26 protein-coding genes and 1 pseudogene are annotated in these 25,331 nt (G+C 74.1%); 10 read left to right on the plus strand and 17 right to left on the minus strand.

Annotated elements, in window-relative coordinates; all coding sequences use genetic code 11:
* The first annotated feature begins 23 nt into the window (after window positions 1–23).
* Window positions 24–977 (plus strand): GlxA family transcriptional regulator, encoded by a 954-nt coding sequence (locus LO772_RS04225; protein ID WP_231776990.1) that lies wholly within the window; start codon window positions 24–26, stop codon window positions 975–977.
* Between the two features lie 6 nt (window positions 978–983).
* Here LO772_RS04225 and LO772_RS04230 read toward each other — a convergent pair whose 3' ends face one another.
* Window positions 984–1,490 carry a hypothetical protein gene (locus tag LO772_RS04230; protein WP_231776991.1) on the minus strand — a complete coding sequence of 169 codons (507 nt, stop codon included), beginning with the start codon at window positions 1,488–1,490 and terminating at the stop codon, window positions 984–986.
* 504 nt (window positions 1,491–1,994) lie between these two features.
* Between LO772_RS04230 and LO772_RS04235 the strand changes: the two genes are divergently transcribed.
* Together LO772_RS04235 and LO772_RS04240 are read left to right on the plus strand one after the other, a co-directional pair.
* Window positions 1,995–3,278 (plus strand): MurT ligase domain-containing protein, encoded by a 1,284-nt coding sequence (locus LO772_RS04235; RefSeq protein ID WP_231776992.1) that lies wholly within the window; start codon window positions 1,995–1,997, stop codon window positions 3,276–3,278.
* Between the two features lie 5 nt (window positions 3,279–3,283).
* Window positions 3,284–4,009 (plus strand): type 1 glutamine amidotransferase, encoded by a 726-nt coding sequence (locus LO772_RS04240; protein ID WP_443089434.1) that lies wholly within the window; start codon window positions 3,284–3,286, stop codon window positions 4,007–4,009.
* A 636-nt stretch (window positions 4,010–4,645) separates the two neighbouring features.
* On the opposite strand, the gene LO772_RS04245 is transcribed toward LO772_RS04240, so the two are convergent.
* Window positions 4,646–4,855 (minus strand): DUF2795 domain-containing protein, encoded by a 210-nt coding sequence (locus LO772_RS04245; RefSeq protein ID WP_231776993.1) that lies wholly within the window; start codon window positions 4,853–4,855, stop codon window positions 4,646–4,648.
* A gap of 243 nt (window positions 4,856–5,098) precedes the next feature.
* Window positions 5,099–6,733, minus strand: a complete 1,635-nt coding sequence (locus tag LO772_RS04250) for a GMC oxidoreductase (RefSeq protein WP_231776994.1) — start codon at window positions 6,731–6,733, stop codon at window positions 5,099–5,101.
* A 291-nt stretch (window positions 6,734–7,024) separates the two neighbouring features.
* Here LO772_RS04250 and LO772_RS04255 point away from each other — a divergent pair, with 291 nt between their 5' ends.
* Window positions 7,025–7,729 carry a TetR/AcrR family transcriptional regulator gene (locus LO772_RS04255; protein WP_231776995.1) on the plus strand — a complete coding sequence of 235 codons (705 nt, stop codon included), beginning with the start codon at window positions 7,025–7,027 and terminating at the stop codon, window positions 7,727–7,729.
* A 3-nt stretch (window positions 7,730–7,732) separates the two neighbouring features.
* Here the strand turns inward: LO772_RS04255 and LO772_RS04260 are convergent, their stop codons facing one another.
* From LO772_RS04260 to LO772_RS04280, 5 genes are all read right to left on the minus strand, one after another.
* Entirely contained in the window at window positions 7,733–8,812 is a 1,080-nt protein-coding gene (locus LO772_RS04260; protein WP_231776996.1) for a cation diffusion facilitator family transporter, read from the minus strand.
* A complete protein-coding gene (locus LO772_RS04265; protein ID WP_231776997.1) occupies window positions 8,809–9,240 on the minus strand; it encodes an ArsR/SmtB family transcription factor in 432 nt (143 codons plus the stop codon). The genes LO772_RS04260 and LO772_RS04265 overlap by 4 nt, the downstream gene beginning before the upstream one ends.
* A 117-nt stretch (window positions 9,241–9,357) precedes the next feature.
* The gene (locus LO772_RS04270; RefSeq protein WP_231776998.1) at window positions 9,358–9,945 is read right to left on the minus strand and encodes a TMEM165/GDT1 family protein; all 588 of its coding nucleotides are present in this window, start codon (window positions 9,943–9,945) and stop codon (window positions 9,358–9,360) included.
* Window positions 9,946–10,739: 794 nt separating this feature from the next.
* Window positions 10,740–11,939, minus strand: coding sequence for an RNA polymerase sigma factor (locus LO772_RS04275; protein ID WP_231776999.1), 1,200 nt, complete (start codon window positions 11,937–11,939; stop codon window positions 10,740–10,742).
* Window positions 11,936–12,343, minus strand: coding sequence for a YciI family protein (locus LO772_RS04280; RefSeq protein ID WP_231777000.1), 408 nt, complete (start codon window positions 12,341–12,343; stop codon window positions 11,936–11,938). The genes LO772_RS04275 and LO772_RS04280 overlap by 4 nt, the downstream gene beginning before the upstream one ends.
* Before the next feature lie 209 nt (window positions 12,344–12,552).
* Between LO772_RS04280 and LO772_RS04285 the strand changes: the two genes are divergently transcribed.
* Entirely contained in the window at window positions 12,553–12,777 is a 225-nt protein-coding gene (locus LO772_RS04285; protein ID WP_231777001.1) for a hypothetical protein, read from the plus strand.
* A 12-nt stretch (window positions 12,778–12,789) separates the two neighbouring features.
* Here LO772_RS04285 and LO772_RS04290 read toward each other — a convergent pair whose 3' ends face one another.
* From LO772_RS04290 to LO772_RS04310, 4 genes are all read right to left on the minus strand, one after another.
* The gene (locus LO772_RS04290; protein WP_231777002.1) at window positions 12,790–12,999 is read right to left on the minus strand and encodes a hypothetical protein; all 210 of its coding nucleotides are present in this window, start codon (window positions 12,997–12,999) and stop codon (window positions 12,790–12,792) included.
* Window positions 13,000–13,102: 103 nt separating this feature from the next.
* Window positions 13,103–13,312: a hypothetical protein gene (locus tag LO772_RS04295; protein ID WP_231777003.1), complete on the minus strand. Its 210-nt coding sequence runs from the start codon at window positions 13,310–13,312 to the stop codon at window positions 13,103–13,105.
* 537 nt (window positions 13,313–13,849) lie between these two features.
* Window positions 13,850–14,761, minus strand: coding sequence for a hypothetical protein (locus LO772_RS04305; RefSeq protein WP_231777004.1), 912 nt, complete (start codon window positions 14,759–14,761; stop codon window positions 13,850–13,852).
* Between the two features lie 106 nt (window positions 14,762–14,867).
* On the minus strand, window positions 14,868–15,068 hold the full coding sequence (locus LO772_RS04310) for a chaplin (protein ID WP_231779418.1): 201 nt from the start codon (window positions 15,066–15,068) through the stop codon (window positions 14,868–14,870).
* 413 nt (window positions 15,069–15,481) lie between these two features.
* Here LO772_RS04310 and LO772_RS04315 point away from each other — a divergent pair, with 413 nt between their 5' ends.
* The gene (locus LO772_RS04315; protein ID WP_231777005.1) at window positions 15,482–16,975 is read left to right on the plus strand and encodes a glycoside hydrolase domain-containing protein; all 1,494 of its coding nucleotides are present in this window, start codon (window positions 15,482–15,484) and stop codon (window positions 16,973–16,975) included.
* Window positions 16,976–17,082: 107 nt separating this feature from the next.
* On the opposite strand, the gene LO772_RS04320 is transcribed toward LO772_RS04315, so the two are convergent.
* Window positions 17,083–17,613: a DUF4232 domain-containing protein gene (locus LO772_RS04320; RefSeq protein ID WP_231777006.1), complete on the minus strand. Its 531-nt coding sequence runs from the start codon at window positions 17,611–17,613 to the stop codon at window positions 17,083–17,085.
* A 60-nt stretch (window positions 17,614–17,673) separates the two neighbouring features.
* Window positions 17,674–18,363 (minus strand): annotated as a pseudogene (locus LO772_RS04325) (ATP-grasp domain-containing protein).
* Between the two features lie 244 nt (window positions 18,364–18,607).
* Between LO772_RS04325 and LO772_RS04330 the strand changes: the two are divergent.
* Window positions 18,608–19,387, plus strand: a complete 780-nt coding sequence (locus LO772_RS04330) for a HipA family kinase (RefSeq protein ID WP_231777007.1) — start codon at window positions 18,608–18,610, stop codon at window positions 19,385–19,387.
* A gap of 80 nt (window positions 19,388–19,467) precedes the next feature.
* Entirely contained in the window at window positions 19,468–19,869 is a 402-nt protein-coding gene (locus LO772_RS04335; RefSeq protein ID WP_231779419.1) for a DUF3037 domain-containing protein, read from the plus strand.
* On the opposite strand, the gene LO772_RS04340 is transcribed toward LO772_RS04335, so the two are convergent.
* Window positions 19,814–21,205 (minus strand): MFS transporter, encoded by a 1,392-nt coding sequence (locus LO772_RS04340; protein ID WP_231777008.1) that lies wholly within the window; start codon window positions 21,203–21,205, stop codon window positions 19,814–19,816. The genes LO772_RS04335 and LO772_RS04340 overlap by 56 nt on opposite strands.
* A 565-nt stretch (window positions 21,206–21,770) precedes the next feature.
* Between LO772_RS04340 and LO772_RS04345 the strand changes: the two genes are divergently transcribed.
* Window positions 21,771–21,941: a hypothetical protein gene (locus LO772_RS04345; RefSeq protein ID WP_231777009.1), complete on the plus strand. Its 171-nt coding sequence runs from the start codon at window positions 21,771–21,773 to the stop codon at window positions 21,939–21,941.
* A 250-nt stretch (window positions 21,942–22,191) separates the two neighbouring features.
* Entirely contained in the window at window positions 22,192–22,452 is a 261-nt protein-coding gene (locus LO772_RS04350; protein ID WP_231777010.1) for a hypothetical protein, read from the plus strand.
* Window positions 22,453–22,642: 190 nt separating this feature from the next.
* Here the strand turns inward: LO772_RS04350 and LO772_RS04355 are convergent, their stop codons facing one another.
* On the minus strand, window positions 22,643–24,226 hold the full coding sequence (locus tag LO772_RS04355; protein WP_231777011.1) for a glycoside hydrolase family 25 protein: 1,584 nt from the start codon (window positions 24,224–24,226) through the stop codon (window positions 22,643–22,645).
* A gap of 215 nt (window positions 24,227–24,441) precedes the next feature.
* Window positions 24,442–25,092 (minus strand): excalibur calcium-binding domain-containing protein, encoded by a 651-nt coding sequence (locus LO772_RS04360; RefSeq protein WP_231777012.1) that lies wholly within the window; start codon window positions 25,090–25,092, stop codon window positions 24,442–24,444.
* Window positions 25,093–25,331 lie beyond the last annotated feature (239 nt).

Genomic DNA, 25,331 nt, shown 5'->3' on the forward strand with positions numbered 1-25,331 from the left:
CGCCTGCGGCTAACTTGTGGAGCATGCATACGGTGGCGGTGCTGGCGCTGGACCACGTGGTGGCGGCGGATATGGCTGTTCCGGTCGAGGTGTTCGGGCGGGCGCGGCGTGCGGACGGGATCCGGCCGTATCACGTGCGGGTGTGCGGGGAGGCCCCGCAGGTGGTGAGCGAGGCGTTCACCGTGCTCGCGCCACACGGCCTGGAGGCACTGCGAGGCGCGGACACGATCCTCGTGCCGGGGTGTTCGGAGCAGGCGGCCCCCGTCGGGCCGCGCGTGATCGACACGTTGCGCGCGGCGGCGGCGGACGGCACGCGGATCGCGTCGATCTGCTCCGGGGCGTTCACCCTCGCCCACGCCGGGCTGCTCGACGGCCTGAGCGCCACCACCCACTGGCTGGCCACCGAACGGCTCGCCGCGATGTTCCCGAAGGTCGACGTACGACCCGACGTCCTGTACGTGGACAACGGCCGGATCCTCACGTCCGCGGGGGCGTCCGCGGCACTGGATTTGTGCCTGCACATGATCCGGCGCGACTTCGGCTCCGCGGTCGCCGCGGACTGCGCGCGGATGTCCGTCGTCCCGCTCGAACGGGAAGGCGGCCAGGCGCAGTTCATCGTGCACGCGACACCGCCCGTGCCCCGCGGGTCGTTGCTGGAGCCGGTGTTGGCGTGGGTGGAGGACCACCTCGACCACGACGTGACACTCGCGTCGATGGCCGCCCGGTGCGGGCTGAGCGAGCGCACGTTCAGCCGCCGGTTCCGGGAGCAGACCGGCACCACACCCGTGCAGTGGCTGCTGCGGGCCCGCGTACGGCGTGCCCAGTATCTGCTGGAGAACACCGACGACGGCATCGAACTCATCGGCGCCAGGGCGGGGTTCGGGTCGCCGACCGCGTTCCGCGAGCGGTTCAAGCGCGTCGTCGGGGTGACCCCGCTCGCGTACCGCTCCGCGTTCCGGCGGCGGCTGCCCGCCTGAACCGCGTCACACGTCGGCGGCGTCCACGTCGACGCCGCCGAGGGCGACCGCGACCGCGGCGTCCGCCACCGCGAGGGCGCCGAGCAGCAGCATCCAGCTCTTCTCGCGGCGGTCCAGGGTGCGCCAGCGGCCGACCGTGCCGGCGCCGTCGGACACATCGGACGCCACCTGCAGCCACGCCCACTCCGCCGCGCCCCGCCCCCGGTCGAGCGCGTGCCACCAGCCCGCGCCCACCACCGTGTCGCGGACGCCGAGCCCCCGGGCCAGCGCGGACTCGTCGCCGACCCCGGCCGGACGCGCGGGCAGCAGGCGGCCGGCGGCGTTCGGCGCGACGGCCTGCACGACCCCCACGGCCAGGCGCCCGACCGCCAGGGCACGCGCGGCGCCGACGGCCGCGCGGGGCACGGGCCGGGAGCGGGACGCGCGCAGCGCGCGGGCCGCCGTCACCGCGGACACGGCCGTCACCGCCGCCCCCGCCGCCCCCGCCGGCACGGCCCCCTTGGCCCCGGCCATGCCGCCGGTACCTCCGCCCCCCATGTCCACCGCCCTCCCGATCGCGCCCCGCGCCGCCCACTGTGCCGAAGATCCCGGCGCCGGGACACCGGGATTCCCCTCAGTCCGACGAGCCCGCGCGGCTCCCGGACCCGGCACGACGCCCCGTGCCCCCGTGATTGTTTCGGATCACCGCGACGGACACGCCCGAGGATCGCGACGGCGAGGCGTGCAGTGACGTTTGCCCCGTTCTCCACCTGCTCGGCCGCGACCGGCGAGTGCCGCGGGACACTGCACGGGCCCAATCTCGGTAGGCTGACGCGACGTATACGGATCCCCGCCTGTCGGCCGATCCGGGTGCGGACCCCGAAAGCGCGTCAGGTGCCGTACGGCGCAAGGCCGTTCGCCCAGGGGTCCGGCCCCCGGGGGTGGCCGACGGGCCGCCCTGCGCGAAGGGTTCCGAGGGAACGGCCGCCGGCCTGGTCGCGCGGTGGCACGGCGAGACCGCTGGAGGACACGCATCCGATGACAGGAACTTCCGTTCCGGGCCAGGGCACCGGGGCCGCGCGCGGACCCGGGGCACTGCCGCCGCGGTCCAAACTGGCGGTGACCGCGAACCGGGTGACCGCGGCGATCTCGCGCCGCGCGGGCAAGGGCAGCGGTTCGGTGATCGGCGGCAAGATCGCGCTGCGCATCGCCCCCGACCTCCTCGCCCAACTCGCCGACCACCTCCAGGTCGTCCTGGTCTCCGGAACCAACGGCAAGACCACGACGACCCGCCTGGTCGCGGAGGCGCTGCGCGCCGCCGGGCCGGTGGTCTCCAACGCCCTCGGCGCGAACATGCCCGCCGGGATCACGTCGGCCCTCGCCGGCGCGGGCGACGCGCGGTACGGCGTGATCGAGGTCGACGAGAAGTACCTCGCGGGCGTCGCCCGGGACGCCGACCCGCTCGCGATCGTGCTGCTCAACCTGTCGCGCGACCAGCTCGACCGGGCCGCGGAGACGCGCATGCTCGCGGAGACGTGGCGCGAGGGGCTGCGCGGCAGTGAGGCGATCCTCGTCGCGAACGCGGACGACCCCCTGGTGGTGTGGGCGGCGTCGTCGGCGAAGGACGTCGTGTGGGTCGCGGCCGGGCAGATGTGGCAGGAGGACTCGTGGTCCTGCCCGTCGTGCGGCGGCGTCATGAACCGCCCCGGCGAGGACTGGTACTGCGGCGAGTGCGACTTCCGCCGCCCGCAGGTGACCTGGTCGCTCGTCGGCGAGGAGATGGTCGACCCGGACGGCCGCGTGTGGCCGCTCGACCTCCAGCTCCCGGGCCGGGCGAACCGCGCCAACGCCACGACGGCCGCGGCGGTCGCGTCGGTGTTCGGGGTGGAGACCTCGGCGGCGCTCGCCCGCATGAAGAACGTCACGGCGGTCGCGGGGCGCTACGACGTCGTGCCGTACCGGGGCCGCCAACTGCGGCTGCTGCTCGCGAAGAACCCCGCGGGCTGGCTGGAGACGTTCTCGCTGATCGACGCGCCGCCCGCCCCCGTGATCCTGGCCGTCAACGCGCTCGACGCGGACGGCAAGGACACGTCCTGGCTGTGGGACGTCGACTACACCAAGCTCGCCGGGCGCCAGTTGTTCGTGCTCGGGCAGCGGCGCCTCGACCTCGCGGTACGGCTCGACGTCGCGGGGCTGACGTTCAGCGTGCACGAAAGCCTCGCGGGCGCGGTGTCGGCCTGTCCGCCGGGGCAGATCGAGGTCATCGCGAACTACACGGCGTTCCAGCGGTTGCGCCGCACGATCAAGGAGGCGCAGGCGTGATCGGGATGAGCAAGCTGCGGCTGGTGTGGATCTACCCGGATCTGCTGAGCACGTACGGCGACCAGGGCAACGCGCTGATCGTCGAGCGCCGGGCCCGCATGCGCGGCATCGACGTGGAGCGGGTCGACGTGCGGTCCGATCAGCCGGTGCCGACGTCGGGCGACATCTACCTGATCGGCGGCGGCGAGGACCGCCCGCAGCGGCTCGCGGCCGAGCGGCTGCGCAAGGACCCCGGCCTGGGGCAGGCGGTCGCGCGGGGCGCGACGCTGCTGGCGGTGTGCGCGGGCTACCAGATCATCGGCCACGAGTTCGTCGACGACCTGGACCGGGTCGAACCGGGCCTCGGGCTGTTGGACGTGAAGTCCGGGCGCGGACCGGCGGGCCGGCGCTGCGTGGGCGAGGTACTCGCCGACGTCGCCCCCGAGTTGGGGCTGCCGGCGCTGTCGGGCTTCGAGAACCACCAGGGCGTGACCCACATCGGCGCGGGCGCGCAGGCCCTCGCGCGCGTCACCGTCGGCTTCGGCAACGGCACCGACAACGGCACCGAAGGCGCGTACGCGGGCCGCGTGTTGGGGACCTACCTGCACGGCCCGGTCATGGCCCGCAACCCCGCGCTCGCCGACCTCCTCCTGACCTGGGCCACCGGCGTGCCGCTGACTCCGCTGGAAGACCGCTGGCACGAACAACTGCGCACGGAACGCCTCCGCGCGGCCCGAGCGGCGACGACGTGACCCACGGCACGGGCGCCCGCCGACGCTGAGGACACGGACGGGCCGTGGGGCCGTTCCGCGGGAACGCGCGCCGACATGCCGCCGCCACCGGAGGCGGGTGGCCCGCCGGGGACCTGCGCCGGGCTCGCCGGCGTCGGCCTGGGCCGGGCCCGTCGTCGCGGACGGACGCCGAGTCGGCGATCGGCTCGGATGCGCACCGGGCCCTTTGGCGCGGACCGAAACCGGGCCCACGGCAGGAGTGACGTGAAAAACGCGGGAGGAGCGGCGCCGACACATGGCGCCGCTCCTCCCGCGTCGGCCACCCACAGTGGGTCGATCACGAGGTCGAACGCGGTTTTGGTCTACGTCCTTTCGTGTCGTCGGGGACGTTCGCGGCACTTTTGGCGTCCGGCGAACGTTCCCGGAATAAGGAGGGGTCGGGCGGGAGGGGGACAGGTCGGGCGCCAGAGAGAGAGGGCGGCCCGACACGTGCCTGTCTCCTTGACCGATACGTGGCGCGCGGGCCGTGTGGGCCGCTTGGACCGATACTTGGACCGCGTGTTCAGACGTTCACGGAGCCGCGTGCCCCCGGACGCCGGCCACGCCGGCTGTGGGGCACGAACGCCGCTCGGCTGCGGGTTCGCGCGCGTGTCGCCGTCAGGTGCGTCCGCGGCCTGGGGGTAGTCCCAGTTCGGCGGCGAGTTCCTGCACGTTGGTGTAGCGGCGGTCGTCGTCCGGGAGGCTTCGGGCGAGGTTCATCACGTCGTCCGGGGCGGCTTGTGCGCGCAGGTGGTCGAGGACATGGTCCCGGTCGGCGGGGAAGACGTCGCCCCGGAGGCGGCGGGCCAGTTCGGTGCGCAGGTGCACGTCTCGCGGGGTCAGCCCGGCGGTCGTCCGGCCGCCCGGCCGGCCCCCGGCGCCGCCGGGTCGGTCTGTCTCGTGTCGGGGTGTCATAGGCCTTCACCCTTTCCCGGGCGCTCGCGCCCGGCCGCTTGACCTCGGCTGCCGCCACTCCCTTCGCGCCGCGCGCATCGGAGCCCTGTCAGGTACCTGCGGCTACCCGCAAACCCCCCGCGCTACGCGACTCCCCGCCCGCTCGGGAGGCCCGCCTCAGAACACCCGCCAGGCGTCCTCGCGGATGATCGTGGCCATGCTGTGCTCGGCGAGGGCCGCGATGGTCATCGACGGGTTGCAGGCGCCCGTCGAGCCCGGGATGCGCGCGCCGTCCAGGACGTACAGGCCCCGGTGGCCCCGGACGCGGCCGGCGAGGTCGACCGCGTCGCCCATCGGTACGCCGCCGAGCGGGTGCCAGGTGGAGGGGTTGCCCGCGTTGGTGTCCATCATGATGCCGCCGCCGGCCGCCGCGATGGCCTGCATGCGGGCCGTGATCAGCTGCTGCAGCGCCGCGTCCGTGCCGGTCGGCCAGGTGAGCGCGGCGTCGTCCTTGGCGGCGTCGTACGCCCAGGTGCCCGCGCCGTCCACGACGCCGAAGCCGACGACGGTCAGCGCGGTGGCGCCCGGCTGCTGGATGGGCGAGCCGGCGTGCACGACGGTGAGCGGGATCGGGCTGCCGGGGTCGGTGGCGCCGATGCACGCCGGGCCGCCCTGGACGGTCCCGGCGTCGCCGCTCGGGTTGATCCAGGCCCAGATCCGGTCGCCGTTGTTGCCCCACCGGGTGCCGATGGCGTCGGGCAGGTCGGGGACGAGCCCCTTGGCCCGCGACTTGACCAGCAGGCGCGTGGTGCCGAGCGACCCGGCGTTGAGGAAGACCGCGTCGGCGGTGACCCGGATGTGTTCCTGCACGGCCCCACCCGTGTCGATGCGGTCGACCGTCAGCACCCAGCGCCGGTTCGCGTCCATCGCCAGGTCGCGGACGACGTGCAGCGGCGCCACCTCGACCAGGCGCGTGGCCTCCGCCTGGGCGAGATACGTGACGTCGATCGACTGCTTGCCGCCGTTGTTGACGCCGAAGGCGATGTCGCTCGTGGTGTACGTCGGGTCGTACTGCCCGGTCAACTCGCCCCGGGCGTAACGCCAGTCGATCGGCAGCGGGACGCGGAACGTGCTCAGCCCCGCCCGCGGGGCGACCTCCTGGAACAGCCGGGACGACGTGTACGGGGCGGAGGCCAGCAGGTCGTCGGGGAGCGGCGAGACGCCCAACTTCCTGGCGACCATCGGATAAGCCCACTGGTTCAGTTCGTCGTACAGGTGCGCGGCCACGGGGATCGACGCGGCGAACGCCGCCTTGGTCGGCTGCAGCGTCATGCCGTGGTACGGGATCGAGCCGCCGCCGACCGCGGCACCGCACATGGCCGACATGCCGTTGCCGCCGAAGGCCTCGATGACTCCCGTGTACGGCGTCCAGGTCTGCGGGGTGCCGACGATGCTGTGGTCGGTCAGCCACGCCGAGCGGTTGTCCATGTTCGCGAAGCGGCAGAACGTGGTGGCGTTGGGGCCGGTGCGCCAGCGCCGTCCGCGCTCCAGGACCAGGGACGGGATCCCGGCGAGCGCCAGGCGCAGCGCGGTCACGCCGCCGCCGAATCCGCTGCCGACGATGACGGCGCGCTCACGCCGTTCGGTGACGGCGGCCGGGGTGGCCGAGACGGCCGAGGAGCCGGATGACGTCGCGGCCCGCGCGGTGCCGACCGCGGAACCGCCCAGCGCGGCGGCGCCGATCGCGGCGGCGCCCAGCACCTGGCGGCGGCTCGGGCCGGTGGTGGGGTGGGGACGAGTGGTGTCGGACATGAGACTCCCGTCGGGTGGGCCGGTCGTGGCTCGCGCTCACGAGGCCGAACTGGGGGGTGCGCTCATACGTGCCGAACTGGTGTGCCTGCTGTGCGACTTCGCCGCCCCGGACGCGAGGGACGGTGTCCGGGGGACGGCGGTTTCCGTGGGCCGCCGGTGCGCCCCTGCGGCACCGGCGTGGACAAGCGGAAGCAGTGCGGCCGTTACGGTAGCACCGCATGTCGCGTCGTGCCACTAAGTCGCACTGCGACATCCACTAAGATCGGCTCAACCTCGGGCGAGGAGGGGCGCATGGCGGGGCAAGCCGGCAGGCGTACGGGGAGACCGCCGTTGACCGAGCGGTACCGCCAGGCGACGCGCATGGAGATCGCCGATCAGGCGGTCCGGCTGTTCGTGACGCAAGGCGTCGCCGCGACCACCGCGGAGCAGATCGCCTCGGCCGCGGGGGTGTCCACACGCACCCTGTGGCGCTACTTCCGCTCGAAGGAGGAGTGCGCGCGCCCCCTGCTCACGGCGGGGCTCGACATGATGACCGAGCGCCTGCGCGAGCACTGGTGCGCCGGCGTCCCGCTCACCCAGGTGATGCCGAGCGCCACGGACCCCGTCGTGGTCGCCGCCCAGCACATGGGCGCCCTGCGCGACCTCGTCCGCCTGACCCGCGACGAACCGGGCCTCCGCGCCATCTGGCTGGAGACGCACTTCACCGCCGAAACGGTCTTCGCGGGGCTCATCGCCGAGGGCACCGGCCGGTCCGCCCACGACCTCGCGGTGCGGCTGGAGGCGGGCATGCTCAACGCCGCGCTGCGCATCGTCGTGGAGGACTGGGCACTGGTTCCGGACGAGCCGGGCCGCCCCGACCCGACGGATCAGGGCGGCCCGGCCGACCGGTCGACCGACGCCGCGCTCGGCGAGGCGCTCGCGCGGGCGTTGGACCTGATGACGCGGTTCCTCGACGGCGACGGCGCCGCGGCGGCCGGCATCGGCCGGAAACGCTGACGGTCAGCGCGGCGACCCCACCGGACCGTCGTCCTGGGCGGGGCGTACGCAGTGCGACGACGTGGGCGCGGACGTGCCGTCCCCGCCCGGCGCCGCGGCGATCGTCCACACGCTCGGCGCGACGTGGTCGACCTGCAGCGTGGTGTGCGCGATGTCCCACCGCTCGCGCAGCAGCCGCGCGAGCCGATCGCGCACCGCGTGGCAGTCGTGCTCCGTGTCGACGAGCACGTGTGCCGACAGTGCGGGGAACCCCGACGTGATGGTCCAGACGTGCAGGTCGTGGACCTCCGCGACGCCTTCCTGACGGGCCAGTTCGCCGCCGATGTCGTCGGGCTCCAGTCCGGCGGGCGCGGCTTCGAGCAGGATCTTCCACGACTCGCGGACCAGCCCGACGCCGGCCTTGAGCATGAGCGCCGCGACGGCCAGCGACGCGAGCGCGTCCGCGCGGGCGAAGCCGGTGGTCAGCACGATCACCCCGGAGACGGCCGTCAGGACGAACGCCCACAGGTCGTTGAGGATGTGCTGGTACGCGCCCTCGACGTTCAGGCTCGACCGGTTCGCCCGGCTGATCAGCCACGCCGCGGCGATGTTGACCACGATCCCGGCGACCGCGGTGACGACCACCAGGCCGCCTTCGACATCGGGCGGTGCGATCAGCCGGTGCACGGCCTCGTAGGTGAACCAGACCACGAGCAGGAGGAACGTGATGCCGTTGAGCTGCGCCGACAGGATCTCGGCGCGCTTGAGCCCGTACGTCCACCGCCCGCTCGCGGGCCGCGCCGCCAGGCGCATGGCCACCAGGGCCAGCACGATCGAGAACGCGTCGGTGAGCATGTGGCCGGCGTCGGTGATCAGCGCGAGGGACTGCGCGATGAGGCCGACGACGACCTCGACGACCATGTAGCCGCCGATCAGCACCAGCGCGGCGGTCAGGTACCGGCGGTCGGCGTCGGGTGAGACGCCGTGGCTGTGTCCGGCGTGCCCGTGGTGGCCGTGCCCGGACTCGTGGTCGCCGTGGCCGTGCTCGCCGTGAGCGTGCTCGTGCTCCGACCGCTCGTGCCGGGGCTCGGTACCGGGGGTCACGAGGCGGCGCTCCCCGGCCGGGCGCTCCCCGAGGCCGCGCTCCCCGCCTCGGGGTCGCGCGCGTGGTCGAGATGCGCGAGGGTCACGTCGAGCAGCAGCCGCACGTGCGCGTCCGCGAGCCGGTAGTACGCCATCCGCCCCGACCGTCGCGCGGTGACCACGCGGTGCGCGCGCAGCAGCCGCAGTTGGTGGGACACCGCCGACTCGCCCTGACCGCAGGCCGCCGCGAGATCGCACACGCACATCTCCCCTTCCAGCAGCGCGACCAGGAGCTTCAGCCGCCCGGGGTCGCCGAGCAGCGAGAACACCTCGGACGCCTCCGTGACCCGTTCCTCCGCCGGCAGCGCGGCACGCACCGATGCGACCCGGTCGGCGTCGACCACCCGGATCCCGCAGTCGGCATCGGCGTCGGAGGACCCCGTGCTCACCGCACCGCCCTCGCCGTCTCATCTGAACACGTCTTCATATGTCGAACCGTACGGCTCCCGCCCCCGCACCGCAACCACCGGGCGTCGGCGACGGGGTGCGGGATGCCACGGCCGCCGCTACAGCAGTTCGACGAGGGTGACCACCGCGAGAACCGCCATCACGACACCGCCGGCCCGGCGGACGAGCCGCATGGGGACGTACTTCAGCAGCGTGCGCCCGGCCGCGATGCCGAGCGCCGAGACGGTCAGCAGCGCGAGGGCCGCGCCGATCCCCACCGAGACGGGGTCGTATTTGGCCGCCAGGTTGGCGGTGCCGATCTGGGTGATGTCGCCCCACTCGCTGAGGAAGATCAGGCCGAAGCTGGTCGCGACCGTCCCGGCGAAGCCCACGGCCTTGCGTCCGGCGGCCTCGCCGGACGCGGCATCGGCCTCGTCGTCCTCGTCCTTGCCGAACAGCAGCACGGCCCCACCGATCGCGAACAGCGCCGCGACGATCGACTTCACCACCGTGTCGGGAGCGAGTTTGAGCAGGCCGCCCGCCGTCACCGCGAGCACGACGTGGACGAGGAACGCCAGCGACACCCCCAGCCACACCCACAGCGGGCGCAGCCGCGTCCCGAGCATCAGCGACGCGAGCATCGTCTTGTCCGGCAGTTCGGCCAGGAAGATCACCACGAAGGCGGTCGCCGCGGCGGTCAGACTCATCGGGATACCCCATGCCTCTCGGTCAACCGGGCCGAGACGCACACCGGGACCTGGGGTGCCTTCGACCCGGGTGTACGCGGCCACACACGGCGCAAGCCGCACGCGAACGCACACCTCAACGGTCGAAGGTCTCGTCCACCCGGTCCGTGACGCGGACACGGGCTCGATGGCCGGGCACCGAGGCGGCGCCAGTATGTCGACCAACCGACAAAGCGGGACTACTCCCCTTCGCGGGAGGAGTCTACAGGCCCCGGATCAGGGCCCCGAAACCGGGTTCCCGGGGTGGAGACGGCCCGCCGAGGGACGGGTTCCGAGGCGGCGTGCAGCGGGGTTCGTTCGCGACGGGAAGGCACGCGCGGCGGGTTCCCTCCGGGTGCGCGCGGGGCGCGGTGGGGCGCGTCGCCGCCGACGGGGACGGCTCCGGGCGCTCGGCTTGGGAGCGCGGTCCGAGACGGCTTGGTCAGGTTCGGGATGACCGCAGGTTGGTCAGGTTCGGGATGATCGCAGGCGCGTCGGGGCGGTTCGCGACCGGTTCGCTCTCGACAACGGCGAGGCGCGGGCCAGGGACCGCGCGCATTCCCGCTCGACCTGGGCGGGTTCCGGGCCGACGCGCGTTCCCGCCCGACCGGAACCGATCGAGGTCCGGGATCCGTCGCCGCTTTCGGCAGACCCCGCGGCGGTCGCCGTTCGGGCTCGGGCCGGTGGGACGGGCCGATTCCCGCCCGACCGGGGGCGGTCGCGGGTCGGATTCGAACCGGTGGGACGAGCCGACGGCGCGGCTCGCGCGCCGTCGATCAGGTCTCCCAGCCTGCCGCCGCGCCGCCCGGCGGGCGCGACGGGTGTTGCGGTCGGCTCCTCAGGCGTGTGTTGAGCCGGGCGGCCTGGCGTGTGAGGTGGTCGCGTTCGGGGATGGTGGGGGCCGATCGGGCGGCTTGGGCGTACAGCCGTGCGGCGGTCGCGGCGTCGCCGTCGCGTTCGTGCAGGTGGGCCGAGACCGCGGTGTACCGCGGCAGGGCGGGGTCGAGGTCGGCCAGGGCGGCCAGACCCGCCCGAGGGCCGTCGGCCTCGCCGAGCGCGACCGCCCGGTTGAGGCGGGCCACCGGGCTGTCGGTGAGGCGTACGAGTTCGTCGTACCACTCGACGATCTGCACCCAGTCGGTCTCCTCGGCGGTCCGCGCGTCGGCGTGGAGTGCCGCGATCGCCGCCTGGGCCTGGAACTCGCCCAGGCGGTCGCGTGCGAGCGCGGCCTGGAGGATGGCGATGCCCTCGGCGATCAGGCGGGTGTCCCACAGGCCGCGGTCCTGCTCGGCCAGCGGCACGAGCCGGCCGTCGGGGGCGGTGCGTGCCGGACGCCGCGCGTGGTGGAGCAGCATGAGCGCCAGCAGGCCCGCGACCTCCTCGTGGTGGATCCCGGCGGCCAGTTGGCGCGTCAGGCGGATCGCCTCGGCGGCGAGGTCGACATCGCCCGAGTAGCCCTCGTTGAACACCAGGTAGAGCACGCGCAGCACGGTGGCGACGTCGCCGGGCCGCTCGAACCGGACGCCGGAGACGGTCCGTTTGGCCCGGCTGATGCGCTGGGCCATGGTCGCCTCCGGCACCAGGTAGGCCTGGGCGATCTGCCGCGTGGTCAGGCCGCCGACCGCGCGCAGCGTGAGCGCGACGGCCGTGGCCGGGGTCAGCGACGGATGCGCGCACAGGAAGTACAGCCGGAGCGTGTCGTCGACCGCCTCGCCCGGTCCGGGCGGTGGCTCGGACTCGACCCGTTCCTCGCGCCGCCGACGGGACGTGTCGGCGCGCGCGGCGTCGAGGAACTTGCGCCAGGCGACCGTGACCAGCCAGCCCTTGGGGTCCCGCGGCGGGTCGTCCGGCCACCCGCGCACCGCCTCGACCAGGGCGTCCTGGACGGCGTCTTCGGCCGCCGCGAAGTCGGCTCCGCGGCGGACGAGGATGCCGATCACCGCGGGCACCAGCTCGCGGAGCAGTGGCTCGTTCACTCGGTGGCCGCGCCGTGCTCACCGTAGAACGGGCGGACCTCCAGCCACTCGTGGATGGGCCTGCCGCCCGCGCCCGGGGCCGCGGACAGCTCGCCGGCGAGTGTCAGCGCGCGGTCGTAGCTCTCGACGTCGATCACCATCCACCCGGCGATCAGGTCCTTGGTCTCCGCGAACGGGCCGTCGGTGACCGGCGGACGGCCCTCGCCGTCGTAGCGGACGAACGTGCCCTCCGGGGAGAGGGCCTGGCCTTCGACGAACTCGCCGGTCTCTTCGAGCCGCGCCGCGAAGTCGTTCATGTACTTGATGTGGGCGGTGACCTCCTCCGGCGTCCACTGGTCCATGGGCACGTTGTTGACCGGGTCCGGGGCGCCGCGGTAGTGCTTGAGCAGCAGGTACTTGGCCATGGTGGATCTCCTTGGTGAGGTACGGCCCATTGTGGCCGTGTTCACCGCGGGGACGGAGCCGCGCGCCGGTTCTCGACATGCCTGGCGGATTTTTTTCGGACAGGCCGCACGGTCGTCGCCGACCGCGTGCTTTGCGGCTCCCGGCCGTCGTGCGCGGGCCCGTGAACGGGCGGTGCGAGGGCGCGGCGGGGCCGCAGTACAGTCGGCGCATGGGTGACCAGAGGGCGACGACTCCCGCCGAGGGTTCGTACTGCGCCGCGGACCGGGCCGCGCACGGCGCCTCCGCCGCGGATGCCGGCGAGGCGGCGGGGCCGCCGTTCGCGGACTGCGTGTACTGCGGCAGGCCCACCGAGTACCCGGCGGCGCGGCGCGGGGTGACGCTGTGCGCGGTGTGCGAGTGGCAGGACGCGCAGCGCGGGGCGTGCTCGGGCTGAACGGCGCGTACGTCAGCGGCGCGCGTCCTCGACGAGGTCCGGGGTCACCATCACGAGGCCGCCGACCACCACGAGGACGATGTTGATCCACAGCACGTCCTGGCCGAAAGGCAGGACGCGCCGCACGACACCGAACGGCGCCCATCCGAGGTAGTGGCGGCACAGCCCGGTCAACCCCAGGGCCGCGATGAGGAAGCCGGCGGTCTCGAAGATCTTTCGCATACGTCATCGTCGGCCGCGCGCGGGCGCCGCCGAAAGGTCCGGAGGTCGGCGGTGACGCGACGAAAGTCGCGGGTGGGCGGTCCGCCGGACGGGCGGCGGCGAACTACCTCCGGTGGCCGGCCTGGTCGTCGCTGTCGTCCAGGGCGCTGTGCACGGCGGCGACGGTCAGCAGGACGAGGAGGACCGAGGCGATGACGATCTCGGTGAGCGAGTCCTCCCCGTAGCCGGTCACCCACACGAGCGCCCCCGCACCTGCGCCGAGCGCCCCCAGCCCGATCGCCAACGCCGTCCGCCATGGCGCGCGTACGTGCACGACTCACCCCCTGTTCTCCCGGTGCGGCACGTTTCCCCACACACCTCCACGATCCGGCGACAAGGGCCGATTCGGAAGCCCCACACGGGAGTTGTCGACGCCGGGACGGGGACGACGACGGCGCACGGGGCTCACGGACGGAACCGCGGGGCCGCGGGGGCCAAGCCGGGCCTGGGGGCCAGGGGCCGCGGGGCGGCGGGGCGGCGGGGCCAGGCCCGAGAACGGGGGCCGGGGGCCGGGTCCGAGGAGCCGTGGGACCGGGGGCCGAGGGGCCAGGCTGGGACCGGGGGCCGAGGGCCGAGGAGCCAGGCCGGGGGCCGAGGGCCGAGGAGCCAGACCGGGGGCCGAGGGCCGAGGAGCCAGACCGGGGGCCGAGGGCCGAGGAGCCAGACCGGGGGCCGAGGGCCGAGGAGCCAGACCGGGGGCCGAGGGCCGAGGAGCCAGACCGGGGGCCGAGGGCCGAGGAGCCAGACCGGGACCGGGTGCCGGGTGCCGGGGGCCGAGGGGCCAGGCCGGGACCGGGGCCGAGGGGCCGGGTCAGGGTCTGAGGCGGTGGGTCAGGTGGTCGACTCGGGTGGCGGCGGTGTCGGCGGTGGTGTGGGCTTCGTGGGCGGCTCGTTCGGCGAATTTGAGGCGGTCGCGGGCTCGGGTGGCGTCGGCGTCGGCGTCGGCGCGGGCGCGCTCGGCGGCTTCGAGGCGTGCGGTGAGATCGGCGACCCGGCGTTCGGCGCGGTCGCGTTGCTCGAGGGCGTGGGCGAGGGCGCGTTCGCCGGCCGCGCGTTCCTTGTCCGCGTCGCGTGCCGCCTGTGCGGCCTCGCCCGCCTCGTGCCGGGCCCGGCGCAACTCGTCGTGGAGGCGGGTGTGTTCCTCGCGGGCGGCTTGGTCGCGCGTGCGTCGCGCGGCTTCGCCGGTGGCGGCGGTGCGGGGCTTCCGTGCGGTCGGTGTGTCCGGTGGCTCCTCGCGCGGGGCCGCCGTGCCGGTCGGGAAGCCGGCGGCGGAGAGGGTGCGGGCCAGGCGACCGCTCGCCCACGCGTCGGCGGCGTCCGGGTCGGCCAGGGCCGCGTGCAGGATGCCCTGGATCTCGTGGACGACCTGGTCGCCGATGGGATGGCCGCTCTCGTCCGCGAGGATCCTCGCCTGCCGGGCCAGGGCCGCGGTGAGTTGGCGCTGCTGTGCGGACAGGGTGCGCAGGAGGTCGGGGTCGACGTCGTGGTGGGCCTGGCGCAGGGCGCCGCCGAGTTCGAGGAGTGCGCGCGCCTCGTCCGGTCGTGCCCGGACGAGGAGGTTGCTCGCCCATGCGGCGAGCGGCGGTTTGCGGAGCGCGCGGATGCGCCGGGCGAGCGCCTTGTCGCCCGCCTTGACCGCGGCGGAGGCGAACTCCTCGCGGGCGGCGGTGAATTCGCCGGGCGGCAGCGCGTACAGCTCGTCCGCGACGCGATCCCACTCCACGTGCACCTCCGGGGGCGGCCGGGGCCGGGGGAGGAACGCGCGCCGGGCGAAGGCACGTTTCCTCCCCTGGCCGCGCGCTACGGCATGCGCGGATCGGCGGCCGGGGTCAGCGGTGGCCGTCGACGTTGAAGCAGGCGTTGCCGAACGCCGGGTTCAGGACACCGACGACGTCGACGCTGTTGCCGCACACGTTGACCGGCGCGTGCACCGGCAGCTGGACGAGGTTGCCGGACGCCACACCCGGCGAACCGACGGCCGCGCCTCCGGCCCCCGAGTCGGCGTGGGCCGCACCCGCGCCGGTGAGCATCAGCGCGGCACCGCCGACCGCGAGGACAGAGGCCTTCTTGAACGTGATCACTGCTTCTCCGTTTCCGCCTGCCACGCCGCCGGGCGGCGACGTGCCCCCTGAGAACGACGGGACCCGCGATCGGCAACCGGCGGGTTGTGTGGTTTCACCCGAACGCAGTCGTGAACCGCCGTACGGGGGCGGATGCGTCGCCCGGGAGGCCGCCGCGGCCCGCCGCGGCGGTGACGCTCGGCTGCTGTTCATCGCGAAGACCGGAAGGCGTGCCCGGATCGGCATATGGTCATGTGTCGACAGCGAACGCACAACTGACGAATGATCAGTTATCGATATCGACCAATTCGCGGATTTTATCCGTGAATTGGGCATAGTGCCGTTAGCTTCGGGACGAGGAAATCGGTTGGTGGGAGGCGGCGGTGGCCACAGGCATCGACTTCAGCTTTTCGCGCGTGCCGGCCCCGGTGGCGGCCCGCAACGGGCATACGTTCGCGGTCAGTTACCTGACCGACCAGAACTCGAGCCACCGTGTGAAACAGTGGCGGCCCGACGAGATCGCCGCGTACCGCGCGGCGGGCCTCGGCGTCGCGGCGGTGTGGCAGGGCGGATTCGACGACCGCACGGTCGCCTGGCGCGGCGGCTACGACCGAGGCCGCGCGGACGCCTCGAAGGCCGCGGTCGAGTCGGGGCGGCTCGGACGTCCGGAAGGCGCCGGGGGGCGCCCGGTGTACTTCGCCGTGGACCACGACGTGTCCGAGGCCGAACTCAGCCTGGTGTCCGCGTACTTCGACGGCATCGCGAGCGTCTTCGACGTCCCCAACATCGGGGTCTACGGCGGGCGCCGCGTGATCGAGTGGGCCATGGCGTCGGGCAAGGCGCGGTGGTTCTGGCAGAGCGCGGCGTGGTCCGGCGGGCACCAGGTGCCCGGGATCCACCTGTTCCAGCGCCTGCACAACGTGAAATTGGAGGGGTACGACGTCGATGTCAACGACGCGCACAACGCCGACTACGGGCAGTGGTTCGACGTGACGCCGACGGACGGCTGGTATCCGCACGCCATCCGCCTGGAGTTGCCCGAGGCGAAGACGCAACCGACCATCCGGCCCACGCAGTTCATCATGCACTCGATCGCCGCGCCGTGGGACGAGCAGCAGTTGTTCGCCTACTGGCGCGACCAGGCCGACGAGGAGTCGCACTTCGGCCTCGCCTACGACGGCGCCCTCGGCCAGTACATGCCGACGACCCGGCGCGCCGACGCGAACTACTCGGCCAACCGGCGCTCCGACGGCACCGGCGCCGTGTCGATCGAGACGGCGAGCCGCGCGAAAAGCGACGACCCGTGGACGGACGCGCAGATACGCGTGCTCGTCGAGGTCGGCGCGTGGCTGCACCACGCCCACGGCATTCCGCTGCGGGTCTGCCGCACCTGGGACGACCCCGGCTACGGCTACCACAACCTGTTCCCGCAGTGGTCCATCGGCGGCGCGACCGCGTGCCCGGGGCCGCTGCGCATCCGGCAGTTCTCCGACGTCGTCTTCCCCGGCATCGTCCGGGCCGCGCAAAGCGGGACACCGTTCCCGACACCAGACCTGGAGGAAGAGATGAAGGTTCTCGGCGGAGAACTCCGCGCCGGGTTCGATCCGATCGGCAACCTGGTGATACCGCCGAGCGTGCCGAACGGGCGCAGCATGTTCGTCAACATCGGCGCCGACATGGGGCTCGTGCGCGGCCGGGTGGACGCCTACGTCACCGGCCAGGGGTGGCGCAGGCTCGGCGAGTTCACGGTCGACCAGAACAGCGACCTGGCCTTCTACTCGCTGCCGCAGGGCACGCGCAAGGTCAACATCAAGCGGCTGCCGGGCGACGGGATCCACCCGGACACCCCGGCCGCGTGGAACGTCGAGATCGTCTGACACGAACGGCCGTTCATGCCTCCGCCCCGGGACGACGGTCCCGGGGCGGAGGCATGGGGTGCGCGCAACGCGGGCGCCCGTGCGTCGCCCGGACGCCCGATGCGGCGTCAACTCGGCAGCGCGGCCAACGCGTCGTCCGGGGTGGCGTGCCACCACGTGGTGACCGGGTCGTACACCGGGATGCCCGGCACCGGCGCGCCGATCTCCCCCGCGGTGAAGGTCGTGCCGGTGTGGGACGGGTCCGGCGCGACGGTGAGGGACGGGACGTACCGCGCGTTGCCGCTGCCGTCCTCGGTGCGGACCGCGGCGAACACCTCGCCGCCCGGGGCGATCGCGTACGGCGCGCTGGAGGCGGGCGGTTCGGGGCGTGCCGAGCCGTCCAGGTCGGCGAACGTGACGGTCGGGAAGCGGTCGACGACGCAGACCCCGGCGGCCGTGCTGGTGACGTGGACGAGCACCACGGCCGCGGCGATGGGCGGGACCTGCGCCGCCTCCACGGTGAGGTCGGACTCCGCGCAGGGCGGCGGTACGACGGCGGCGGCCGGGCCGGCGGGGTGGCCGCCGGGCGCGGCGTGTGCCGCCGGCACCGCGGCGAGGGCCAGCAGCGGGAGCAGGGCGAGGGCAGAGTGTTTGCGCATGGCCCAGGGCTTTCCGGCGACGGGCGCCCGCATGCGCGGTTCACCCGTGCGGGTGACGCCTCATCGTTCGACCCGCGGTGTGGGACGCGGGAACCGCCGGTCGCCGTCGGCGGTTTCGGCGAGCGGACCGGCCGCGCGCAGCACCACGTCGAGCACCGCGTCGTCGTCGCACGCGTAACCGCCGGACGCCCACGCCGCGTTCGCCTCGACCACCGCCCGGCCGCGCCCGTCCGCGAGGCCGATGTCCACGACGGACGCGCTGGGCAGGGTGCCGCGGGTCGCGGCGCACACGTCACGCGCGAACGCGGCGACCGCGCGGTGCTCGGGGCACGCGGCCACGGGTGCGACGGCCAGGTCGCCGGCGACGGCCTACCGCGATGCCGCGCGGACCTCGCCGTCGAGGACGAACAGCCGGAACTCGGCCGTGAACCGCACGACTTCGCACACCGGCACGGGCGTGTCGGCGTCGGCCGTGTCCGGCCCGGGCAGGTCGCCGCCGTCGCGGTGGACGCGGGCGGGGAGGGTCTTGTCGGTGGGCGGCTTCACGAACGCCCGGCCGCGCATGCGCCGGGCCCGGCCCAGGGTCGTCGCCTCGACGCGCCGCGCGGTGAGCGCGGGCGGCAGGCGGGCGAGCCAGTCGTCCGGGATGTCCGGCAGCGCCGGTTCGAGCTCCCGCGCGACGGCGTCGGCGAACAGCGGGCCCGCGTACAGGTGCGTCGCGCCGGGGCGGCGTCGTCCGGGGGCGCCCACCGCCGCGCCCGCACGGACCGCAGCCCGCGCCGGTACGCGGCCACCGCGAGGCGCCGGTCGGTCTCGGTGCCGCGCGGCGCGAAGAGCAGGACCGGGTCGCCGGGGCGTGTCGGGGAACGCACGCCGCCGAGCATGCCGCAGGCCGCGGGCGCACGGGGACCGGTTTTCGCGCCCGCGACGCCCGCGCGCCCGCGGAGGCCCCGGGCGCGTCCGCGCCGGCCCGGCGCGGCATTAGGCTGATCGCGTGCTTCCCCTGGTCAACGCCATCCGATACGTCACCCCGCTGCGGGAGGGCGGCTCGCTGCCCGGCATCGTCGAGGCCGACGATCTGGGCACCTACGTCGTCAAGTTCCGCGGCGCGGGCCAAGGGCCCAAAGTGCTGGTCGCCGAAGTCGTCGTCGGCGAGCTGGCGCGGCGGCTCGGGCTGCGGGTCCCCGATCTGGCGGTCGTGCGCCTCGACCCGGTCATCGGGCGCGGCGAGCCCGACGAGGAGGTCCAGGACCTCCTGCACGCGTCGGGCGGGCTCAACCTGGGGCTGGACTTCCTGCCCGGGTCGGTCGGGTTCGACCCGGTCGCCTGGCTGCCCGACGCCGACACCGCCGCGCGGGTGCTGTGGCTCGACGCGTTCACCAGCAACGTGGACCGCAGCTGGCGGAACCCGAATCTGCTGGTGTGGCACGGCAGGCTCTGGCTCATCGACCACGGGGCCGCGCTGTGGTTCCACCACGCGTGGGGGTCGGCCACGGCGGCGGCGAGTCGTCCGTACGACGCGTCCGACCACGTCCTCGCCCCCGCCGCGGCCGGCCGTCTCGGGGACGCCGACAAGGCGCTCGCCCCGCGGGTGACGCGCGAGCTGCTGGAAGGGGTCACGGCGCTCGTCCCCGACGCGTGGCTCACGCCGAACGACTCCGAGATCGCGCTCGGGCTCGACTCCCCCGCCGCGCTGCGCGGCGCGTACGTCGACCACCTGCTCGACCGCCTCGACCGGCGCGAGGCCTGGCTGCCGGCGGTGGACGCCGCATGACCGCCGCCCGCCCCGACGGGGCCGCCGCCGTGCGCGGACTGCCGGACACGATCCCGGCCACCGCCCCCGCCGACCATCCGCTGCGGGCCGAAGTCCCGTCGCGGCAGCGGGAGTTCTTCGAGTACGCGCTGATCCGGCTGGTGCCGCGGGTGGACCGCGGCGAGTGCATCAACGCCGGAGTGGTGCTCTACAGCCAGGCCTTCGATTTCCTCGGCGCGCGCACGCACCTCGACGTGTCGCGGCTGCGGGCGCTGTACGCGGCGGCGGACTCGGTGCAGACGCGCGCCGCGCTGTCGGCGTGGGAGATGGTGTGCGCGGGCGCGCCGGGGGCGGGCCCGGCCGGCGGCGAACCGCTCGGGCGCCGCTTCCGGTGGCTGACGGCGCCGCGCAGCGCCGTCGTCCAGCCCGGTCCCGTGCACGGGGGGCTCACCGCGAATCCGGCCGCGGAGCTTGATCGGTTGTTCGACCTGCTGGTGTTGTGAGGCCGCCCGGCGGGACGGGGGCCTCCGGGATCCGAGGGTGAGGCCGCGGCTCCGGCGCGGGGCCGCCGCCCGCGGCGTCCCCGGTCCTCGGGTGCGGGGCCGCGGGCGGGACACCGGTCTCGGTGACGTCGCCGGGCCGGGCACGCCACGGCAGGCAGACGCAGGACGCGAGCAGGAGCAGCGCCGCCGCCGCGATCGCCGGGCGCGGTGCCGTGAGGCCGGCGAGCAGGCCGAAGGCGAGGACGCACACGGCCCGGACGGCGTTGTTGGTGATCGACCACGCGGTCAGCACGCGCGCGGTCTTGTCGTGGGGAGTACGCTCCAGGCGGCAGGTGGCGAAGACCGGCGTGAAGACGCTGGTGAAGAAGACCGTGCCGCTGTGGATCGCGGTCACCGCCGCCAGCCCGAGCGGGCCGCCGCCGACGAACGGCAGGAACGGCAGCCACAGGACGCGGGCGACCCCGGCCACGAGCAGAACCGCGCGGTGCCCCCACCGTGCCGCGAGGCGCCGGCTCAGGCGCGCGCCGATGACGCCCGCGACGCAGGGGATGCCCACCGACAGCCCGTACGCGAACGGGCTGAAGCGCAGGTCGCGCAGCATGACGACGGACCAGATGGGGGCGATCGCGACGATCAGCGCGCTGACGGCGACCGTGTTCGCGAACAGCACCCGCAGGAGCGCGTCGGACCAGATGTGCCGCCAGCCCGCGCCGAGGCCCCGCCACCGGCGCCGGTGGGCGGTCCGCGTCGGCGGGTCCGGCTCCGGGGTGGCGATCGCGCGGATCCCCAGGGCGGACAGCAGGTAGCTGCCCGCGTCGGCGAGGATCGTGGCGACCGGGCCGAACACCGTCACGCACAGGCCGCCGACCGGCGGGCCGACGGCCGAGGACGTCCACAGCACGCTTTCGAAACGCCCGTTCGCGGCCACGAGGTGTTCGCGCGCGACGAGGGCCTTCAGGTGGGCCGTCGACGCGCCGAGGAACACGATCTGGCCGACGGAAGAGAGCACGGCGACGACGACCAGGTGCGGGTACGTCAGCGCGTCGGCGGCGTACGCGACGGGCACGGTCAGCAGTACGCAGAAACGCGCCACGTCGGTGGCGATCATCACCGGTCGCTTCCGGCGGAACTCGATCCACGGCCCCAGCGGCAGCGCGACAAGGGCACCGACCGCGCCGCCGAGCGCGGCGAGCAGCGACACCCGGAACGCGTCGGCGGACAGCGCGAGAACGGCGGTCAGCGCGAACGCGTCGGTGGCGACCGCGCTGCCGACCACGCTGACCGCGTACGCCGCCCACAGGCGCCGGAAATCCGGCCCGAGCCCGTCGCGGCGCACTCCCCCACCCCCGCCTCGTCCGACAACCGACCCCTGTCGGCCGGGACAGGAAACCGGAGTCCCGAAGCACGCCGCAAGCAACAGGCGGTGGTGCGGACAACCGCGGGTTGTGCGGGGCGCGGGACGATCCGCCGCCGCGTCGCCCGGGCGGGGGAACTGCCGGGCGGGCGGGCGAGTGGGCAGGCGGGCCGACGAGTAGGCGGGCGAGCCCGGAGCGGCCCGGGAAGGGCGGAGGTGACGCGGGAAGGTGTCGCACGCGTGTTCAGGTGGCCGTCGCTGCGCCGCGGACGACGCGGCCTGACCCGCGCCGGGGCGCGGGCACGAGCCGTCCCGTGAACGGGTCGACGCCGCGGCCCTTGCCGTGCGGCGGCCAGGCCGTGGACCCGTGCTCGGCCTCGGCGCGGCGGCACCGGACGGCGCCTACATGCCATCACCCATATGCCGGATTGCACTCGGCGCGATAATCTGCAAATCGGAGTCTGTCGGCGATGCCCCGGGCTCCGAGACCGCCCGTCAACCGTCCACTCCAGCTCCGTCCCTCGACGCCGCTGCCCGGGGAGGGCTCATGTCCGGTGTCACCCCCAGCTCGACGAGCCGTGGTCTGGTCGTCTGCACGCTCGTCTATCTGGCCATCGCGGCGCTTTACTCCGCCACGTTCGACGCACCCGCCTGGATGTGGTTCGGCTGGTGCGTCCTGGCGATCGCCACCGTGATCCTCGTCGTCACCGACCGGTGACCGCGCCGCCGTCGGCCGCGCGGGCGGGGTTGCGATAGCGGACATAGCCGTGTTCGGGGCAGCCCCGCCGCACGAACTCGCCGGTGCGCAACAACGCGAGCGCGTCGCCCGGCACCGGAACCGGGCGTGCCGTCGCCGCCGCGACGCCCCGGCCTCCTGCTCGCGACCGTCCTCACCGGGCAGTTCATGGCGCTCTTGGACGTGTCGGTGGTCAACGTGGCGGCTGCTGGGCGCGGCGTTCGGCCCGGTGATGTCGCTGGGCCTGCGGCGGGTGTCGCCCGTCGACGCGCCGGACGCGAGCGGCCTGCTGACGACGGCGACGCAGGTGGGGCAGGTTCTCGGTGTCGCGGTCTCCGGCTCCGTGTCTCTGGCGCGGGCCGGGTCGGGGGCGGGCGAGGCGGGCTGGACCACCGCCTGCGGCCTGGCGATCGCGGCGACGGCGGGGCTGGTTGGGGACGGCCTCCCTGCGACGCGCCTGACCCCGCCGACGACCCGCACGCCGAACCGCTGATGCGTGGGGTGCGGCGGCCGGTGACCCCGCGGGCAGGCCCGGCCCGCGGGCTGCCGACCGGTGGACGCGCGCCAAGCGGCGGGGCCGGCTGTCCTTCGGCACCCTCGTGGCCGACCGAATGCTGCCCCCCGGCGTCTGTTGGCCGGTGGCGTGGAGTTTTGCGGACGGTCACTCGGGCCTGCTATCGGGACTACAGTTCCGGATAGTGCAGGGTGGCGTCCACGTGGGCCTGCGGATGGCTCAGGCGTTTGACGCTGACGACGCGCGTGCGGGCGGGTCCGGCGACTTCCAGCCAGGTGACCTCGCCGTTGCCGATCGTGCGCTCCTCGTTGAACTGGAGCCACGTCCCGGCGCCGTCCGAGACGTCGATGCGCACGGTGGTCTTCTCCCCCGGCGGCACGTAGTCGGCCGAGACGTTGATCCACGCGCGGCCCGGGACCGCGGTGAAGACGGTGGCCGAGTCGTCGCCGACGACGCTCGGGACGGTTTTCGAGACGAGAGCCATCTTCTTGCCCCTCCGCGTGTTCGTGGGATCGAGTGCGTTGGCCGGGGTGACGCGCGCGGAGCTGTCGACACGCGTGCCGCCCCGGTAGTCGTGCGGGTCCGCGGTCGGCGGGCAGCCGTCCGGGAATTCGGGGGCGAAGTAGCCGGTGACGCGCGGGTCCGTGCGACGGTACGTGTGCGCGTACACGCCCCGGCCCTGGCCTCCGTCGCCGCCCTCGGGCAGCGTGTTGCCGCCCTTCGTGGTGACCGTGGTGGCGGTGAACCCCACGACGATCTCGGTGTGCCGGCCGTTCTGCCAGTTCATCCACGCGCCCAGGCTGGGATATTCGGACCACTGGCCGTGCTGCCTGGCCCAATCGCTGAACGCCGTCACGTTGTCGGTTTTCGGCACGATCCCGGCGAGGCCCGCGTCCTCGAACATGCACCAGTCGAAGATGACGCACCACGGGACGCCGTCCTCGCCGTACTGCCGCCCCCAGCGCGTCAGATTGTCCCAGCCCGTGCGGCTGTTCCACGTCTCGTAGTCGCCCTCCGGGATCGACAGGACGTGGGCGACCAGCCGCTCCCAGGCGGGCCGGTCGGCCGGCGCGGTCTCCTGCTCGGCACGGACGTCGGGTGGCGGGGACGCCGCCGGGCGGGCGGTGCGCACCGGGTCGTGCCCCGGGACGTCGGCGGGCGGCGCCCCCGCCCACGCGCGCAGCACCTCGGTGGTGCCGCCGAACACGTTGGTGTCCAGCGGCCGGTCGGTGTACTGGTGGAACCGCCAGGCCGCCTGGATGCGCGGGGTGGCGGGCCGCGCCTCGTAGTCGGCGATCCACAGGAAGTCGCCGCACTCGTCGTCGGTGCGGAACCACCAGTCGCGGTTGGCGTACATTCCGACCTTGTGGCCCGGGTAGCGCGCCTTGACCGCCGCGAGCCAGGCGTTTTTGCGCGCGGTGCAGGTGGCGTCCGACACACCCTGGTTGTACGGCTCGAAGTCGACGACCAGGAGTTCGTTCTCCGGGACCGCGCCGAGGGTGTCGCAGAAGTGCGCGACCTCGCCGCCGACGTCGTTCTCGGCGTGCAGGAAGTGGTAGTAGCCGACGACGATGCCGCGCCGCCGCGCTTCGGCCTGTTTGTCGCGCCACAGGTTCTGACGCGTGTGGGCGCCCTCGCTCACCTTGATGAAGACGAACGCGGCGTCCGCGGGAATTGCCGACTGGTAATCGGAAACGTCGTAGCCCTTGGCGTACCCCATCGAAGAGCCCCCGGCCGACTGCTCGGCGAACACGTGGACAAGCCACCGGACATCACACCGCGAACCAGTGTCGCGCGTGCCGTGCGGCGTGGACGGGCGTTCGCGGAGATCCCCTCGAACGGAGCAGCGCCAAGAGGGCGTGCGGGGAGCGCCAACGGCGCGCACGCGCGGTATGCGAGGCACGTACGCCGCGCGCACGGGCGCCGCGACGGGCGCCCGGTACGCCACTCCCTACTTCTTCGCGCGGGCTACTTCTCGCAGGCCACGCCGTCCCCGTCCTTGTCCAGGCGCCGGCTGTAGCCCGGGTCGCCGCGGTGCAGCGGCGCCGCGCCGGCCTCCTTGGCCTCCTCGCAGTTGCGGTAGAAGACGAAGCCGCTCCGGGTCGGCTGGTTGTCGGGGCGGGAGGTCGTCGGCGCGGGTTTCGTCGGAGCCTGCGTCGTCGGCTTGGCGCTGGTCGGGGGCTCACTGGCCTTGGTCGGCGCGGTGGCCGCCGGCTGCGACGGCGCGTTGGTCGGGAAGCTGGTGCAGTTCTCCTTGGCCTGGACGGCGCCGAACTCCACGCGTTCCTTGGGGTTCGACGGCCCCGGCGCGGGGGTCTGGTCGCAGACCTTCCAGTTCTTGTCGGCCGCGGGCTTGCGCCCCTTGCCGGCCGCGTCGCGGTAGACGATGTCGGCGAACCCGAGCTGCCGCACGGTGTCGGTCGCGGTGCCCAGGTCCTTGCCCCCGAGGTCGGGAATGTCGACGGTGGGCACCGAGCCGCCCTGACCGGGGGTTTCCTGCCCGGTCGGCCGGGCGTCCTTGGCCGAGTTCTTCGTACCGGAACCGCTGCTGCACCCGGCCATCGCGAGCGTGGCGGTGACGAGCAGAGCCATCGTCGTACGAGCGGCGTGGTCGCGCATGGTCGGCATCTCCCGGGTGCGTTCGGCTCCCGGAACCCTAGCGACGCCCGCCCCGCAAGCACATTCGAACCTCCGAAACCCGCGGCACGCGACCCCGAAATGAGATCTGACGTGACGTCAATTCACTGCGTGATACAGCGAGTTCGACCGTCACACCATCGACAGGGGCGGTAGCGGGACGAGGCGCGGCAGCGGAACGGGGGCGACGCCGGAACGGGGCGACGGAGGACGGCCGCGGC

The sequence above is a fragment of the Yinghuangia sp. ASG 101 genome, from assembly GCF_021165735.1.
GTDB lineage: Bacteria > Actinomycetota > Actinomycetes > Streptomycetales > Streptomycetaceae > Yinghuangia.